Here is a 14,506-nt window from a genome sequence, read left to right as displayed (position 1 = left end):
GGGCCATCACGACCCGCCCTAGCAACGTTGCTGAACCGCGGTCACCCTTGCGCAAAGTGAACCACCGTTTAATTGCTATGTAGAAAATCATTTAATGATGGAGGACCAGGTTGCCCTGGCACTCGCAAGCTAGACTAAGAGGACCGTCGCCCCGGCACTATAGGCCATACCACGTGCTAATTTACATTAGCTGAGTCGAGCTGCGTGGGGCAGAAGCTTGCGCTTAACCCGACATTGACTACGGCGAAAACCGCCTCCGTCAACGTCAAGTTAATGCTCAGCTTCTGAACGCCCCACTCCGCTCTGTGGCACCCATCATCGTAACGCTCCATCGATCAAATGATCAAAGTGAATCGGCCAACGAGGGTCGATTCGGTTTTACTTAGTGGTGCACGCAATTGCTTACGCACACGTCTTGATCCGTCCAGCCGGGTGCGACCCGCCTGGTTGTGGCATCAAGATGCCACCTGAATAATTAAACCAGCTCGATGATAACCATCGGTGCGGCGTCACCACGCCGTGGGCTAGTCTTCATAATCCGGGTGTAACCACCATTGCGGCCTTCGTAACGCTTTGCCAGGTCAGTGAACAGCTTCTGCAATGCGGATGTAACCACAACTGCGTCCCCTTCTTCAGTAACATCGGCAATTTCGTTGCGAACAAACGCAGCAGCCTGACGACGTGCGTGCAGGTCACCATGCTTACCCAACGTAATCATCTTTTCAGTAGTCGAACGAATTTCCTTCGCGCGGGCTTCCGTCGTGACGATACGTTCATTGATAATCAAGTCAGTAGTCAGGTCACGGAGCAATGCCTTACGCTGGGAACTAGTACGGCCCAATTTCCGGTAACTCATGTGTTATTCCTCCTTTACAATTAGTCTTCTTGACGTAGGCTAAGGCCCAAGTCGGACAGCTTGTTCTTAACTTCTTCAAGCGACTTCCGGCCGAGGTTACGTACCTTCATCATTTCTGCTTCAGTCTTGTCGGTCAATTCCTGAACGGTGTTGATACCGGCACGCTTCAGACAGTTGTAAGAACGAACAGACAGGTCCAGTTCCTCGATAGTCATATCAAGTAACTTTTCACGCTGACTGTCTTCCTTTTCAACCATGATGTCGGCGTTCTTGGCGTCATCAGTCAGGTTGACAAAGATTGCCAGGTGATCCGTCAAAATCTTGGCGGCCAACGCAATGGCTGCACTAGGGGTAATTGACCCGTTCGTCCAGACATCCAACGTCAGCTTATCAAAATCACTGCGACGGCCCACACGAGCACTCTCAACCGTGTAGTTAACTTTACTAATTGGGGTAAAGATGGAATCCACAGCGATGACCCCAATCGGCTGGTCGTCAGACTTGTTCTGATCAGCCGGAACATACCCACGACCAGTCTTGATCGTCATTTCCATTTCCAGGCGACCGCCTTCGGCAATGGTACAGATGTACTGGTCAGGGTTCAATACCTCAACGTCAGCATCTGTTTTGATGTCCGCAGCTGTCACGACAGCCGGACCCTCGACCAAGATGGTGGCCTTCTTGTCCTCTTCCTCACCCTCAACCTTCAAAGCAAGCTTCTTAATGTTGAGGATAATCTGGGTGACGTCTTCCAATACACCATCAATCGTCGAGAATTCATGCACGACGCCATCAATGTGTACGCTGGAAACCGCTGCCCCAGGCAAAGATGAAAGCAAAATTCGCCGCAACGAATTGCCGAGCGTAGTACCATACCCGCGTTCGAGTGGCTCGACGACAAACTTACCGTAGTTGTTGTCTTCTTCAACCTTGGTGATGTTTGGCTTTTCAAATTCAATCATCTATTGTGTACCCCTTTCAAATCGAGAGTGATGTGCGACATACCCACGCGCTCAACAAAGCGTAGGGCATGCGAACTACACCCGACGACGCTTTGGAGGACGAGAACCATTGTGAGGCACTGGTGTAACGTCGCGAATAGCCGTAACGTCAATACCGGCAGCCTGAATGGCACGAATAGCAGCTTCACGGCCCGAACCAGGACCCTTAACGGCTACTTCAACGGACTTCATGCCGTGTTCCATTGCTTCCTTAGCAGCTGCTTCTGCAGCCATTTGTGCAGCGTATGGCGTGGACTTACGGGAGCCCTTGAAGCCAAGTGCACCAGCAGAAGACCAAGCCACTGCGTTACCTTGGGCATCAGTAATCATGACCAAAGTGTTGTTGAAAGTGGCGTGGATGTGCGCAACACCGCTTTCGATGTGCTTACGCACACGACGCTTGCGCGTTGTTTTCCTTGTTGCCATCAGTACAGACCTCCTTTATTATTTCTTCTTACCAGCAATGGTAGTCTTCTTACCCTTGCGAGTACGTGCGTTGTTCTTGGTGTGCTGACCGCGAACTGGCAGACCACGACGGTGGCGCATGCCACGGTATGAGCCAATTTCCTGAAGCCGCTTAATGTTCATGCTAACTTCACGACGCAGATCACCTTCGACACGAACGTTATCTACTTCCGCACGCAGCTTGTCTTCCTGGTCAGGAGTCAGGTCTGCAACACGAACATTTTCGGGAACGCCGGCTGCTGCGACAATCTTACGCGCAGTCGTGTTACCGATACCGTAAATGTAAGTCAGACCGATGACAATTTGCTTGTTGCGGGGTAAATCAATACCTGCAATACGAGCCATGTGATGACACCTCCTATTTTAGTGTTAGTTATTATCCTTGGCGCTGCTTGTGCTTTGGGTTTGCAGAGCAAATAATCATCACGCGGCCCTTGCGGCGGACAACCTTGCAGTGCTCACACATTTTCTTAACAGATGGACGTACTTTCATCTTTAAAATGCCTCCTGTGTTGACTACTTGAAACGGTAAGTAATCCGACCCTTTGTCAGGTCGTATGGAGATAACTCCACCGTCACGCGGTCACCAGGCAGAATCCGAATGTAGTGCATCCGAATCTTACCGGAAACGTGCGCGAGAATTTCTGCATCGTTTTCAAGCTTTACTTTAAACATCGCGTTGGGTAGCTATCCACCACGGTGCCCTGAATCTCAATGACATCGTCTTTTGCCACGAAACCTTTTCCTCCTCGTCCGTTTTGGTCACAATTAATCACGCACCCAAAAATGGGCGCCGACCGTCCGGCACACCAAAGCAGTGTACCACAAAGTTCGCAAGTTGAAAACAAGTCTGTCAGCCGACAGACGGTGCCATCCTCGAGTTAGGCCATAGCCGCGAGAATTTTTTTTCAATCTCTGCGAACACCGCGTCAATATCCTGATCACCATTAACGGTGTACAGCAACTTCCGGTCGGCGTAGAAATCAAGCAGGGGCGTGTTCATTTCAATGTTTACCTGCAGACGGTTCTGAACGGTTTCTGGCTTATCGTCATCCCGCTGGAAGAACTCGTGACCACCACAGCGGTCGCAGGTTCCTTCAACCTTGGGGTTATGGTACAACTTGTTGTATGTTGCCCCACAGGTTTTGCAGATATAACGTGCGCTCAGACGGTCAGCCAGGATTTTTGGGTCAACGTCAATGTTGATGACCGCATCCAACGGCTTGTTCAGCTCGGCGGTGATATCAGTCAACGCCTCCGCCTGGGCAATCGTCCGTGGGAAACCATCCAGCATGTAACCAGATTCAGTATCTGGTTCCTGCAGACGCTCCTTGACGAGACCTTCAGTGACTTCGTCTGGCACCAACTGGCCCTGGTCCATATAGGACTTGGCTTGTTTGCCGAGCTCAGTACCGTTAGCCATCGCTGCCCGGAACATGTCGCCAGTACTAATGTGAGCAATTGGGTACTTCACGACGATTTTCTCGGCTTGAGTACCCTTACCCGCGCCTGGTAGACCCATTAAAATCAGATTCACTTTTTGTAGCCTCCGTTTAGCTATTTCTTCACCAGGTCGCCCTGAATGAAGCCAACGTATTCGCGTTTCATGAGCAACCCATCCAGCTGGCGTACCAACTCAATGGCTGTCATGACCACGATCAACAGGCTGGTACCACCCAAACCAATTGACTGTGGTAAGTTCCACAGCAACGCTGCTAACTGTGGCATCAGGGCAATCAACCCAAGGAAGAGGGCCCCGACAACGGACAACCGCATGAGAATCCGGGAAACGAATTTTTCCGTTTCCTTACCGGGCCAAACACCCGGAATGTAACTACCCTGTTTGACCAAGTTCTCCGACAGCTTTTCCGGGTTAACCTGGACAAAGGCGTAGAAGAACGTGAACAAAACAATCAGTACGGTGTACAAAACAATCCCGATTGGCTTCTCTAGGCTAAAGATGTTAGTCAATGTGATGTACCAACCATCACTGCCATGACTCTTTTGGAACGCCATCAAAATAGTTTGTGGCGTCACAATTAATGAGCTGGCAAAGATGACGGGGATCACACCGGCAACGTTAACCTTGAGGGGCAAGTAGGAATTGTCGCCCGCACTGGTCACACGGCGCGTGTACTGAATCGGAATTTTACGGTTAGCTTGTTGCACCCAGGTTACGAACGCAACGACAACGATGACCAGTACCACGAGACCCGCCATGAAGAGGGCTCCCTGCCAACGATCCGCTGCGTTGTTGTTCGTAATTTGGTCCGTCCAGATTTCCTGAATCCCGGATGGGAGGCGAGCAATGATACCGGCAAAGATAATCATGGACACACCATTGCCCAGACCTTTATCGGTAATTTGCTCACCCATCCAAGTCAGTAGCATCGTACCACCGGTCAAAATAATCCCGATGACGATGTACTGCTCAACGCTAGGATCCTTGACCAACCCGTATTGGGAAAGCACTTGGAACCCAGCGGTGATACCAATACCCTGGACAAAAGCCAAGATAATGGTCAGGTAACGGGTAATCTGGTTCAGCTTGCGCCGACCAACTTCACCCTGTTTACTCCATTCAACAAACTTCGGCACGATGTCCATCTGTAACAGTTGAATGATAATCTGTGCGGTAATGTATGGCGAAACCCCCAAAGCAAAGATGGAGTAGTTCGACAGGCCACCACCACTGACGGTCGATAGAATGGAAATGAGGCCGGTATCACCCATCTTAGTGAGTTGACCAGCATCAATCCCAGGTACCGAAATACTTGCGCCTAACCGGTAAACCAGCAAAACGATCAGGGTGAACAACATCTTGTGCCGGATGTCCTTTACCTTGAGAGCGTTTTTGAGGGTCGCAATCATTAGATCACCTCAATCGAACCGCCTGCTGCTGCAACAGCTTCTTTAGCAGTTGCGGATGCTTTTGCTACCTTGATGGTCAGCTTCTTGGTTAATTCACCGTTACCCAACAGCTTGATACCGTCGAGTTCGTTCTTAACCAAGCCACTCTCAACGAGCAATGCTGGAGTAACCTCAGTACCATCATCAAAACGGTTCAGGTCTGCCAGGTTGATTACGGCGTAGTCCTTGCGGTTAACGTTCTTGAAACCGCGCTTAGGCATACGACGGAACAGTGGCATCTGGCCACCTTCAAACCCAAGACGAGTCTTGCCACCCTGACGTGCCAATTGACCCTTAGTACCCTTACCGGCAGTCTTACCCTGACCGCTAGAAGTACCACGGCCAAGACGCTTGCGGCTGTGACGTGAACCTTCACTTGGAGTGAGTTCGTGTAACTTCATGGATGTGCGCACCTCCTTGTATATAGTTTTGTTAGTCCTTAACTTCTTCAACGGAAACCAGGTGGGAAATCTGGTTGATAACACCACGAGTTGCGGCGTTATCTGGCTTGATAACCGAGCTGTTCACACGGCCCAGGCCAAATTCCTTGACAATCTTGCGCTGCTTCGGCAGACGGTGTGCCGCAGACCGAGTCAACGTGATTTTCAATTGAGCCATTGTTGACTACCTCCTAGTCTTGTAGGTGTGCAACGGACACGCCGCGCAGATCAGCAACTTCTTCAGCGGTCTTCAGCTGCTTCAAGCCTTCGATGGTAGCACGAACCATGTTGATTGGTGTGTTACGACCAAGGGACTTACTAGTGATATCACCGATACCGGCCAATTCCATAACGGCACGGACGGCACCACCAGCGGCAACCCCAGAACCTTCAACGGATGGCTTCAACAGCACTTCACCAGCGCCGTAGTGACCAATCACTTCGTGCGGAATCGTAGTACCAACACGTGGCACTGCAATCAGGTTCTTCTTACCGTTTTCAACGGCCTTGCGGATAGCTTCAGGAACTTCCTGAGCCTTCCCAGTACCAAGGCCGACGTGGCCGTTCTTGTCACCAACAATCGCAATAGCAGCGAAACGCAGGCGGCGACCACCCTTGACAACTTTAGTAACTCGGTTGATAGCGACGACTTCGTCTTCCAAATCGAGTTGGTTTGGATCGATAAATGATGCCATGTTAGGTTTTTCCTCCTGTGTTAGAATTCGAGGCCGTTCTCGCGAGCAGCCTCGGCTAGTGCAGCAACACGACCATGGTAGACGTAACCACCACGATCGAAAACTACGTTGGCCTTACCAGCAGCAACGGCACGCTTGGCAATCAGTTCACCAACCGTTGCGGCTTGTTCAGTCTTAGTAGCATCGGCTTTAACTTCTTTATCGAGAGTGGAGGCACTTGCTAACGTCACACCCGCTACGTCATCAATTAATTGAGCGTAGATGTTTTTGTTGGAACGGAATACGTTCAAGCGTGGGCGCTCGCTCGTACCAGAAATCTTGCCCCGTACACGCGCGTGGCGCTTTGCACGAGTCTTGTTCTTATCTGGCTTTGAAATCACAATGTTCACCTCATAAATGTTTTATGCAGCCAATAACTGACTACTACTTACCAGTCTTACCTTCCTTACGCCGAACATATTCATCGACGTAACGGATACCCTTACCCTTGTATGGTTCTGGGGAGCGGACAGCGCGGATTTCAGCGGCGAACTGGCCAACCTTCTCTTTGCTGATACCAGAAACAGTGATGGCAGTTGTGCTAGGCACTTCAACCTTCACGCCCTCTGGTGCTTCCATTTCAACCGGGTGAGAGTAACCAACGTTCAGGACCAGCTTAGAACCCTGCATCTGGGCACGGTAACCAACACCGACCAGAGACAAGTCCTTCTTGAAGCCCTCAGTTACCCCAACAACCATGTTGTTGAATACGGCACGGGTAGTACCGTGGATAGCCTTTAAATTATCGTTGTCACGGTCAAATGATACCGTGTTACCGTCCACCGTCATCTTAATGTCGGCGCTCAGTTCGCGGGTGAGTTCACCCTTGGAACCCTTAACGGTCACAACGTTGCCGTCGCGGGAAACAGAAACCCCTTCTGGCAGCGTGACGTCCTTATAACCAATACGACTCACAGGTAGGCACCTCCTTTGTTAATTTTGTATTACCAAACGTAGGCGAGTACTTCGCCACCGACGTTCTTGGCACGAGCTTCCTTGTCGGTGATAACACCGTTGGAAGTGGAAATGATTGCAATCCCGAGACCATTGAGAACCTTAGGGACAGCGTCCGCCTTAACGTAAGTACGTAAGCCGGGCTTGCTGATACGCTTCAAACCAGAGATGACCTTTTCGTTGTCCTTCCCGTACTTCAGGAAGATGCGGATCATGCCTTGCTTGTCGTCATCGATAACTTCGTAGTCACGGATGAACCCTTCGTTCTTCAAGATTTCGGAAAGGGATTTCTTCATCTTGGAAGCAGGTACTTCTAGGCTTTCGTGACGCACCATGTTGGCGTTACGAATGCGAGTCAAGTAGTCTGCAATAGGATCTGTCAGAGCCATTGATTTAACCTCCTTTGTCTAAGTGAATTGATTACCAGCTGGCCTTCTTCAAACCAGGAATCTGACCGGCGTGTGCTAACTCACGAAGGCAAATCCGGCAAAGCTTGAACTTGCGGTAAACGGAGTGTGGCCGACCACAGCGTTCGCAACGAGTGTATTCTTGAACAGCGAACTTAGCAGGCCGGTGGTTCTTTACAATTAAAGACTTCTTAGCCAAGTGGTTGACCTCCTTACTTAGCGAATGGCATCCCGAACTGCTTGAGCAGTGCGAGACCTTCTTCATCATTTTGCGCAGTAGTAACAATGACAACATCGAGCCCACGTACGTGGTTAACCTTGTCATAGTCGATTTCTGGGAAAATCAACTGTTCGCGTACACCCAGGGTGTAGTTGCCACGACCGTCGAAACTCTTTGGTGAGATACCGCGGAAGTCACGGACACGTGGTAGGGAAACGTTGATTAACTTGTCCAGGAAGTCGTACATCCGCTCGCCACGAAGGGTGACCTTCGCACCAATTGGCATGCCTTCACGCAGACGGAAGTTGGCAATTGACTTCTTAGCCTTAGTCGTCATTGGCTGCTGACCAGAAATCAGTGCCAATTCACTAACGGCTTCGTCAAGGTTCTTGGCGTTCTGTGTAGCATCACCAACACCCATGTTCAAAACAATCTTGTCAATCTTTGGCGTCTGCATCGTGCTCTTGTAACTGAACTGCTTGTTCAGCGCCGGTGCAATTTCCTGCTTATAACGTTCTTGTAAACGGTTTGCCATGAAAAATAGGTCCTCCTTTCCTTTACTTGTCGAGAGCGGTGCCAGACTTCTTGGCTACGCGCACACGCTTGCCGTCCTGTTCGGCGATACCGACACGGGATGGCTTGTTGTCCTTCGGGTTGAGCAACATGACGTTAGAAACGTGAATTGCTGCTTCAGCATCGACGATACCACCGTTAGGGTTAGTATTCGACGGCTTCACGTGCTTCTTAACCATGTTGATGCCCTCAACGATGACGCGGTCCTTACTCTTCAGGACCTGCTTGATGGTGCCTTCTTTGCCAGCGTCTTTTCCACGCATGACACGCACCTTATCACCTGTTTTGAATAACATGTTGCACCTCCTCCTATGAAAATTACAGAACTTCGGGTGCTAGTGAAACGATCTTCATAAAGTCGTTGTCACGCAACTCACGAGCAACGGGGCCAAAGATACGCGTACCCTTTGGCGTCTTGTCATCATTGATGATGACTGCGGCATTTTCGTCAAACTTGATGTATGAACCGTCGGTACGGTGAGCACCTGACTTAGTCCGTACAATCACAGCCTTAACGACATCTGCCTTTTTGACAACGCCACCTGGTGTTGCCTGTTTTACAGTTGCGACTACGACGTCACCGATGTTACCGGTCTTGCGGTAAGAACCACCAAGGACCTTAATCACGAGGATTTCGCGTGCACCGGAGTTGTCTGCCACTTTGAGGCGACTTTCTTGTTGAATCACTGTTGTGTCCTCCTTTCGTCACGAAATGCTCTAGATAATAACGGCCTTCTCGACAATGTCGAGCAACCGGAAACGCTTGTTCTTTGACAGAGGACGTGTTTCCATGATGCGAACAGTGTCACCTACGTGGGCGGCATTTTCGTCATCCTGGGCGTAGTACTTCTTGGAGTACTTAACACGCTTGCCATATACCGGGTGGGTCTTGGTAGTGTTGACCTCGACGGTAATGGTCTTGTCCATCTTGTCAGAGACAACGCGGCCCTGATAAACTTTACGACTATTACGTTCTTCCAAAGTACTGGGCTCCTTTCCGATTATTTGTTCAGTTGCTGCTGACGCAGAACCGTCTTAATCCGGGCAATGTTCTTCTTAACCTGCTTCAAACGAGCAGTGTTTTCCAGCTGACCGGTTGCCTGCTGGAAACGGAGGTTGAACAATTCGTCTTTGTATTGCTTTTCCTTGTCCAACATCTCAGCAGTGCTCAATGCGGTAATTTCTTTAGCCTTCATTCTGCTCACCTGCTTCCTGGCGCTCGATCACCTTGGTACGGATTGGGAGCTTGTTAGAAGCCAAACGCAATGCTTCAGTTGCGACCTCTTTAGAGACGCCACCAACTTCAAACATCACCTTCTGGCGCTTAACAACGGCTACCCAGCCTTCTGGTGCACCCTTACCATTACCCATACGTACACCAACACCCTTACTGGTGTAGGACTTGTGTGGGAAGATACGGATCCAAACTTTACCACCACGCTTCATGTAACGGGTCATGGCAACACGAGCAGCTTCAATCTGACGGTTGGAGATCCAGTGGGATTCCAGAGCCTGCAGTCCATATTCACCAAAGTCAACTTTGGTGCCGCCCTTTGCGGCGCCACGCATCTTGCCACGGAATTCACGGCGGTGCTTAACACGCTTAGGTACTAGCATTGGTTACTTCGCTCCCTTCGCAGAGTTATTTGCCTTTTCCGGCAAGATTTCACCACGGTAGATCCAGACCTTAACGCCCAGCTTACCGTAAGTGGTTTTAGCTTCCTGCCAAGAGTAATCAATATCCGCACGCAGAGTGTGCAGAGGCACAGTCCCTTCGGAATAGTGCTCACGGCGAGACATGTCGGCACCGTTCAAACGGCCGGACGTCTGTACCTTGATACCCTTAGCACCTGCACGCATTGAGCGCTGCATCGTCTGCTTCATTGCGCGACGGAATGCAATACGCTGTTCCAACTGGTCGGTGATGTTATCAGCAACCAACTTGGCGTCCAGGTCAGGTTTCTTAATTTCAACAATGTTAATGTGCACGTTACGGCCGGTCAGGGCAACGATGTCCTTACGCAGGGCTTCGACCTGAGCACCACCCTTACCGATAACCATCCCTGGCTTAGCGGTGTGGATAGAAATGTTGACCTTGTTAGCGGCACGCTCGATTTCGATGGTCGAGACAGACGCATCGGCGAGCTTCTTGTTAATGAATTCGCGGATGTGCAGGTCCTCGTGCAGGAATGTGGCATAGTCCTTCTCGGCATACCACTTAGCTTCCCAGTCACGAATGACACCGACACGGAACCCATTAGGATTTACTTTTTGACCCACGCGTTATCCCTCCTTATGCTTCTTGCTCAGCGACGGTCACGGTGATGTGACTCGTACGCTTGTTGATTGGTGATGCAGAACCCTTGGCCCGTGGACGGAACCGCTTCAAGGTTGGGCCTTCGTTAACGAAAGCGTCCTTGACGTACAGGTTTTGTGCATCCAAGTCGAAGTTGTGTTCTGCGTTAGCAATCGCACTCTTCAATACCTTAGCAATGATCGGTGAACCCGCGCGAGGCGTGAATTCAAGGATTGCCAGAGCTTCTGCTGCGCTCCGGCCGCGAATCAAGTCGATTACCAACCGCGCTTTGCGAGCAGCAATTCGTACTGTCTTCGCCGTTGCGGTTGCAGACGTAATTGTTTCAGCCATGTCTGAATTGCTCCTTTCTAGCGTGCGCCGGTTTTCTTGTCATCAACGGCGTGGCCACGGAAAGTCCGTGTTGGGACAAACTCACCGAGCTTGTGACCAACCATGTCTTCAGACACGTAAACTGGAACGTGCTTCCGGCCATCGTACACTGCAAAGGTGTAGCCGATGAAACTTGGGAAAATAGTTGAACGACGAGACCAGGTCTTGATGACGGTCTTCTTCTCGTTATCTGCCTGTGCCTCAACCTTCTTTAGAAGGCTGGCATCGGCAAAAGGTCCTTTTTTTAAGACTGCGACCCATTTTGTGACCTCCTTAACTACTAATCGTAGTGGTTTACTTGTGCTTACGGTGACGGACGATGAACTTCTCGGACTTAGCCTTGTGATCACGCGTCTTCTTACCCAACGTCTTCTTACCCCATGGGGAAAGAGGAGATGGACGACCGATAGGAGCCTTACCTTCACCACCACCATGTGGGTGATCGTTAGGTTCATAACCGAACCACGAACAGTTGGACGGAAACCGAGCCAACGCTTGCGACCGGCCTTACCAATACTGATCAGTGAGTGTTCTGCGTTACCAACTTCACCAATCGTTGCACGGTTGACGGAGAGGATCATCCGGACTTCACCGGAAGACAGGCGAACGGTGACGTACTTGCCATCGTGACCCAGCAACTGTGCGGAAGCACCAGCGGAACGTGCCAACTGACCACCTTTGCCTGGCTTCAATTCAACGTTGTGAATCAAAGTACCATCAGGAATGTTAGTCAATGGTAACGTGTTACCAGGCTTAATGTCGGCGTCAGGGCCAGAAACAACCTTGTCGCCCACCTTCAGGCCCTTTGGTGCTAGGATGTAGGACTTAACCCCATCTTCATATGTCAGCAAAGCAATGTTTGCTGTACGGTTTGGATCGTATTCGATGGCCGTTACCTTAGCGGTAATGTCATCCTTCTGCCGCTTGAAATCAATCACACGGTAGAACTGCTTGTTACCACCGCCACGGTGACGGACAGTAATGTGTCCATGTGCGTTACGGCCGGCGGTGTGGCTCTGGCTTTCCAACAGGGAGCGTTCAGGACGCTTCTTGGTGATGTCGGCAAAGTCGGAACCAGACATGTTACGACGACCGTTGGTGGTTGGTTTGTACTTAATAATCGCCACGTTATTAACCTCCTTTTAAAAATTTTTCGAATTAATCTTCGAAAATCTTGATGTCTTTGGAATCAGCAGTCAGGGTCACAATCGCCTTGCGACGACGACGAGTCATACCTTCGTAACGACCCTGGCGCTTCTTCTTGCCGCGAACATTAGCAATGTTGACGTTCTTAACGTTGGCGCCGAAGATTTCTTCGACTGCGCGCTTAACCTGGGTCTTGTCGGCCTTCAGGTTAACTTCGAACGTGTACTTGCGGTTGTCCATCTCGGCGGTAGACTGTTCGGTAATGATTGGGCGAAGAATAATATCGCGTGCATCCATTATGCGAATACCTCCTCAATCTTTTGGAGAGCTGCTTGTGTGACAACCAGCTTGTTGTTGTTAACGATATCCAAAACGTTGATACCATCAGCAACAACCACCTTGACGTTTGGCAGGTTCCGGGCAGCCAAAGCAGCGTTGTCGTTGCCGGCTTCCAGAACAACCAAGGTCTTTTCGTTGGCGTTCAGGGCAGTCATTGCCTGTGCGAATGCCTTCGTCTTTGGTGCGTCGAAGCTCAAAGCGTCAACAACAACCAGGTTCTGGTCTGTAACCTTCTCGGAAAGTACAGACTTCAGGGCCAGGCGACGAACCTTCTTAGGCAGCTTGTAGCTGTAGCTACGTGGGGTTGGTCCGAAGACGATCCCACCGCCACGCCACTGTGGTGAACGGATGGAACCCTGACGGGCACGACCGGTACCCTTCTGACGCCATGGCTTGCGGCCACCGCCAGAAACGGCGGAACGGTTCTTAACCGCGTGGGTGCCCTGACGAAGAGAAGCACGCTGCATGATGATTGCATCAAACACCACGTTCTGGTTTGGTTCAATGGCGAAAATTGCATCGTTTAATTCAACGGAGCCGTTTTCTGAGCCATCTTGCTTGTACAAAGTAACGTTAGCCATCTGTTAATGTCCTCCCTTCGTGATTTATTTTGCGACCGACTTAACAGCCGTGCGAACGGTAACAAAGGACTTGTTTGCCCCAGGGACGTTACCCTTGATGAGCAATGCGTTGTGGTCAGTATCTACAGCCACAACTTCGAGGTTCTGCATGGTAACCTTCTTGTTACCCATGCGCCTGGCAACTTCTTACCAGGGAACACACGATTAATGATGGCACCAAGTGAACCAGGACGACGGTGGTAGCGAGAACCGTGGGCCATAGGACCGCGACGCTGACCGTCTTTCTTGATGTTACCTTGGTATCCGTGACCCTTTGTAATCCCGGTGACATCCACGATGTCGCCTGCTGCAAAGGTGTCAGCCTTAACTTCGGCACCAACCTCATAATCATCAAGCGCTACATCACGGATCTCCTTAATGAAGCGCTTAGGGGTGGTGTCTGCCTTCTTTGCGTGGCCAGCTTCTGGCTTGTTGGACAGAACTTCACGCTTGTCGCCAAACCCCAACTGAACGGCTTCGTAGCCATCAGTTGCGTCAGTCTTAACCTGCAATACCGTGTTGCCAGTTACGTCAATGACAGTAACTGGAACCAACTCGCCGTTGTCAGTAAAGACCTGGGTCATGCCGACCTTTTTACCTAAGATTCCTTTTCGAGACATGGGTACACCTCCAGTTTCTTACAGATTAAAGTTTAATCTCGATATCAACACCGCTAGGCAAGTCAAGCTTCATTAAAGCATCAACTGTCTTTGGCGTTGGGTTAACAATGTCGATCAGACGCTTGTGCGTGCGCATTTCGAACTGTTCCCGTGAATCCTTGTGCTTATGTGGGGAACGCAGCACCGTGTAAAGTGTACGCTCCGTTGGCAGTGGGATTGGGCCAGAGATCGTAGCACCTGTGCGCTTTGCGGTCTCAACAATCTTCTCTGCGGACTGATCGATAATCCGGTGCTCGTAAGCCTTGAGCCGGATCCGAATCTTCTGTTTTGCCATTGTGTGTCCTCCTTCGTCTATTATCATTAGTAGACTAGCTCCGTGAAAATTTCCGTCGCGCTCTCCGTGGCAAAGCGGCCGGGCGTGTCGCAACCTCTCACATCTGCGCTATACTCGTGCAAACCGCTCCGGAACGCGCACTGCGCCCCGAATTAACCTGCAACTTTGTAAGTATACATGATATTAAGCCCGAGTTCAAGG

The 14,506-nt window shown here is 50.6% G+C and carries 26 protein-coding genes and 3 pseudogenes; all 29 read right to left on the bottom strand.

The genetic code is table 11. The features are described from left to right. Positions 1-475: 475 nt before the first annotated feature. Positions 476-856, bottom strand: a complete 381-nt coding sequence (gene rplQ / locus JCM12539_RS03595) for a 50S ribosomal protein L17 (protein WP_054649315.1) — start codon at positions 854-856, stop codon at positions 476-478. Between the two features lie 20 nt (positions 857-876). Further along, positions 877-1,818 (bottom strand): DNA-directed RNA polymerase subunit alpha, encoded by a 942-nt coding sequence (locus JCM12539_RS03590; RefSeq protein ID WP_054649313.1) that lies wholly within the window; start codon positions 1,816-1,818, stop codon positions 877-879. A gap of 75 nt (positions 1,819-1,893) precedes the next feature. Continuing rightward, entirely contained in the window at positions 1,894-2,283 is a 390-nt protein-coding gene (gene rpsK, locus JCM12539_RS03585) for a 30S ribosomal protein S11 (RefSeq protein WP_054649312.1), read from the bottom strand. A gap of 18 nt (positions 2,284-2,301) precedes the next feature. Next, positions 2,302-2,667, bottom strand: a complete 366-nt coding sequence (rpsM, locus tag JCM12539_RS03580) for a 30S ribosomal protein S13 (protein ID WP_054649310.1) — start codon at positions 2,665-2,667, stop codon at positions 2,302-2,304. A 31-nt stretch (positions 2,668-2,698) separates the two neighbouring features. After that, a complete protein-coding gene (rpmJ, locus tag JCM12539_RS12585; RefSeq protein ID WP_003567518.1) occupies positions 2,699-2,815 on the bottom strand; it encodes a 50S ribosomal protein L36 in 117 nt (38 codons plus the stop codon). 23 nt (positions 2,816-2,838) lie between these two features. Beyond that, positions 2,839-3,056 (bottom strand): annotated as a pseudogene (gene infA / locus JCM12539_RS03575) (translation initiation factor IF-1). A gap of 119 nt (positions 3,057-3,175) precedes the next feature. Further along, a complete protein-coding gene (locus JCM12539_RS03570; protein ID WP_054649309.1) occupies positions 3,176-3,859 on the bottom strand; it encodes an adenylate kinase in 684 nt (227 codons plus the stop codon). Between the two features lie 20 nt (positions 3,860-3,879). Beyond that, positions 3,880-5,193 (bottom strand): preprotein translocase subunit SecY, encoded by a 1,314-nt coding sequence (secY, locus tag JCM12539_RS03565; RefSeq protein WP_054649307.1) that lies wholly within the window; start codon positions 5,191-5,193, stop codon positions 3,880-3,882. Next, a complete protein-coding gene (rplO, locus tag JCM12539_RS03560) occupies positions 5,193-5,633 on the bottom strand; it encodes a 50S ribosomal protein L15 (RefSeq protein ID WP_054649305.1) in 441 nt (146 codons plus the stop codon). Before rplO ends, secY begins: the two co-directional genes overlap by 1 nt. A 31-nt stretch (positions 5,634-5,664) precedes the next feature. Continuing rightward, positions 5,665-5,850: a 50S ribosomal protein L30 gene (rpmD, locus tag JCM12539_RS03555; protein WP_054649303.1), complete on the bottom strand. Its 186-nt coding sequence runs from the start codon at positions 5,848-5,850 to the stop codon at positions 5,665-5,667. Between the two features lie 13 nt (positions 5,851-5,863). After that, a complete protein-coding gene (gene rpsE, locus JCM12539_RS03550) occupies positions 5,864-6,367 on the bottom strand; it encodes a 30S ribosomal protein S5 (protein ID WP_054649301.1) in 504 nt (167 codons plus the stop codon). A gap of 20 nt (positions 6,368-6,387) precedes the next feature. Further along, entirely contained in the window at positions 6,388-6,756 is a 369-nt protein-coding gene (gene rplR, locus JCM12539_RS03545; protein WP_054649299.1) for a 50S ribosomal protein L18, read from the bottom strand. 34 nt (positions 6,757-6,790) lie between these two features. Further along, on the bottom strand, positions 6,791-7,321 hold the full coding sequence (gene rplF / locus JCM12539_RS03540; protein WP_054649297.1) for a 50S ribosomal protein L6: 531 nt from the start codon (positions 7,319-7,321) through the stop codon (positions 6,791-6,793). A 29-nt stretch (positions 7,322-7,350) separates the two neighbouring features. After that, a complete protein-coding gene (rpsH, locus tag JCM12539_RS03535) occupies positions 7,351-7,749 on the bottom strand; it encodes a 30S ribosomal protein S8 (RefSeq protein WP_054649295.1) in 399 nt (132 codons plus the stop codon). 31 nt (positions 7,750-7,780) lie between these two features. Continuing rightward, on the bottom strand, positions 7,781-7,966 hold the full coding sequence (locus JCM12539_RS12580; protein WP_054750925.1) for a type Z 30S ribosomal protein S14: 186 nt from the start codon (positions 7,964-7,966) through the stop codon (positions 7,781-7,783). 13 nt (positions 7,967-7,979) lie between these two features. Further along, positions 7,980-8,522, bottom strand: a complete 543-nt coding sequence (gene rplE, locus JCM12539_RS03530; protein ID WP_054649293.1) for a 50S ribosomal protein L5 — start codon at positions 8,520-8,522, stop codon at positions 7,980-7,982. Positions 8,523-8,544: 22 nt separating this feature from the next. Beyond that, a complete protein-coding gene (gene rplX, locus JCM12539_RS03525) occupies positions 8,545-8,856 on the bottom strand; it encodes a 50S ribosomal protein L24 (protein WP_054649291.1) in 312 nt (103 codons plus the stop codon). A 22-nt stretch (positions 8,857-8,878) separates the two neighbouring features. Next, positions 8,879-9,247 carry a 50S ribosomal protein L14 gene (rplN, locus tag JCM12539_RS03520; protein ID WP_054649289.1) on the bottom strand — a complete coding sequence of 123 codons (369 nt, stop codon included), beginning with the start codon at positions 9,245-9,247 and terminating at the stop codon, positions 8,879-8,881. A gap of 30 nt (positions 9,248-9,277) precedes the next feature. Then, entirely contained in the window at positions 9,278-9,541 is a 264-nt protein-coding gene (rpsQ, locus tag JCM12539_RS03515; RefSeq protein WP_054649287.1) for a 30S ribosomal protein S17, read from the bottom strand. A 20-nt stretch (positions 9,542-9,561) separates the two neighbouring features. After that, complete coding sequence (rpmC, locus tag JCM12539_RS03510) at positions 9,562-9,756, bottom strand: 50S ribosomal protein L29 (protein WP_054649285.1); 195 nt, start codon at positions 9,754-9,756, stop codon at positions 9,562-9,564. After that, positions 9,746-10,177 carry a 50S ribosomal protein L16 gene (rplP, locus tag JCM12539_RS03505; protein ID WP_054649283.1) on the bottom strand — a complete coding sequence of 144 codons (432 nt, stop codon included), beginning with the start codon at positions 10,175-10,177 and terminating at the stop codon, positions 9,746-9,748. Before rplP ends, rpmC begins: the two co-directional genes overlap by 11 nt. A gap of 3 nt (positions 10,178-10,180) precedes the next feature. After that, positions 10,181-10,840, bottom strand: coding sequence for a 30S ribosomal protein S3 (gene rpsC, locus JCM12539_RS03500; protein WP_054649281.1), 660 nt, complete (start codon positions 10,838-10,840; stop codon positions 10,181-10,183). Between the two features lie 13 nt (positions 10,841-10,853). Continuing rightward, positions 10,854-11,207, bottom strand: coding sequence for a 50S ribosomal protein L22 (rplV, locus tag JCM12539_RS03495; RefSeq protein WP_054649279.1), 354 nt, complete (start codon positions 11,205-11,207; stop codon positions 10,854-10,856). A gap of 17 nt (positions 11,208-11,224) precedes the next feature. Then, entirely contained in the window at positions 11,225-11,596 is a 372-nt protein-coding gene (gene rpsS / locus JCM12539_RS12575; RefSeq protein WP_082405319.1) for a 30S ribosomal protein S19, read from the bottom strand. Continuing rightward, positions 11,541-12,373, bottom strand: a pseudogene (gene rplB, locus JCM12539_RS03490) (50S ribosomal protein L2). The gene rpsS and the pseudogene rplB overlap by 56 nt, the downstream one beginning before the upstream one ends. A 31-nt stretch (positions 12,374-12,404) precedes the next feature. Next, complete coding sequence (rplW, locus tag JCM12539_RS03485) at positions 12,405-12,689, bottom strand: 50S ribosomal protein L23 (RefSeq protein WP_054649277.1); 285 nt, start codon at positions 12,687-12,689, stop codon at positions 12,405-12,407. Further along, positions 12,689-13,312, bottom strand: coding sequence for a 50S ribosomal protein L4 (gene rplD / locus JCM12539_RS03480; RefSeq protein WP_054649275.1), 624 nt, complete (start codon positions 13,310-13,312; stop codon positions 12,689-12,691). The genes rplW and rplD overlap by 1 nt, the downstream gene beginning before the upstream one ends. A 24-nt stretch (positions 13,313-13,336) precedes the next feature. Further along, positions 13,337-13,971 (bottom strand): annotated as a pseudogene (gene rplC, locus JCM12539_RS03475) (50S ribosomal protein L3). A 25-nt stretch (positions 13,972-13,996) separates the two neighbouring features. After that, entirely contained in the window at positions 13,997-14,305 is a 309-nt protein-coding gene (rpsJ, locus tag JCM12539_RS03470) for a 30S ribosomal protein S10 (RefSeq protein WP_054649271.1), read from the bottom strand. Positions 14,306-14,506: the final 201 nt, after the last annotated feature.

Origin of the sequence: Lacticaseibacillus pantheris DSM 15945 = JCM 12539 = NBRC 106106, from assembly GCF_001311175.1 — a bacterium.
Classification (GTDB): Bacteria; Bacillota; Bacilli; order Lactobacillales; family Lactobacillaceae; genus Lacticaseibacillus; species Lacticaseibacillus pantheris.
Note: the sequence above shows the minus strand (reverse complement) of the source record. Positions and strands in the feature narration are given on the sequence as shown.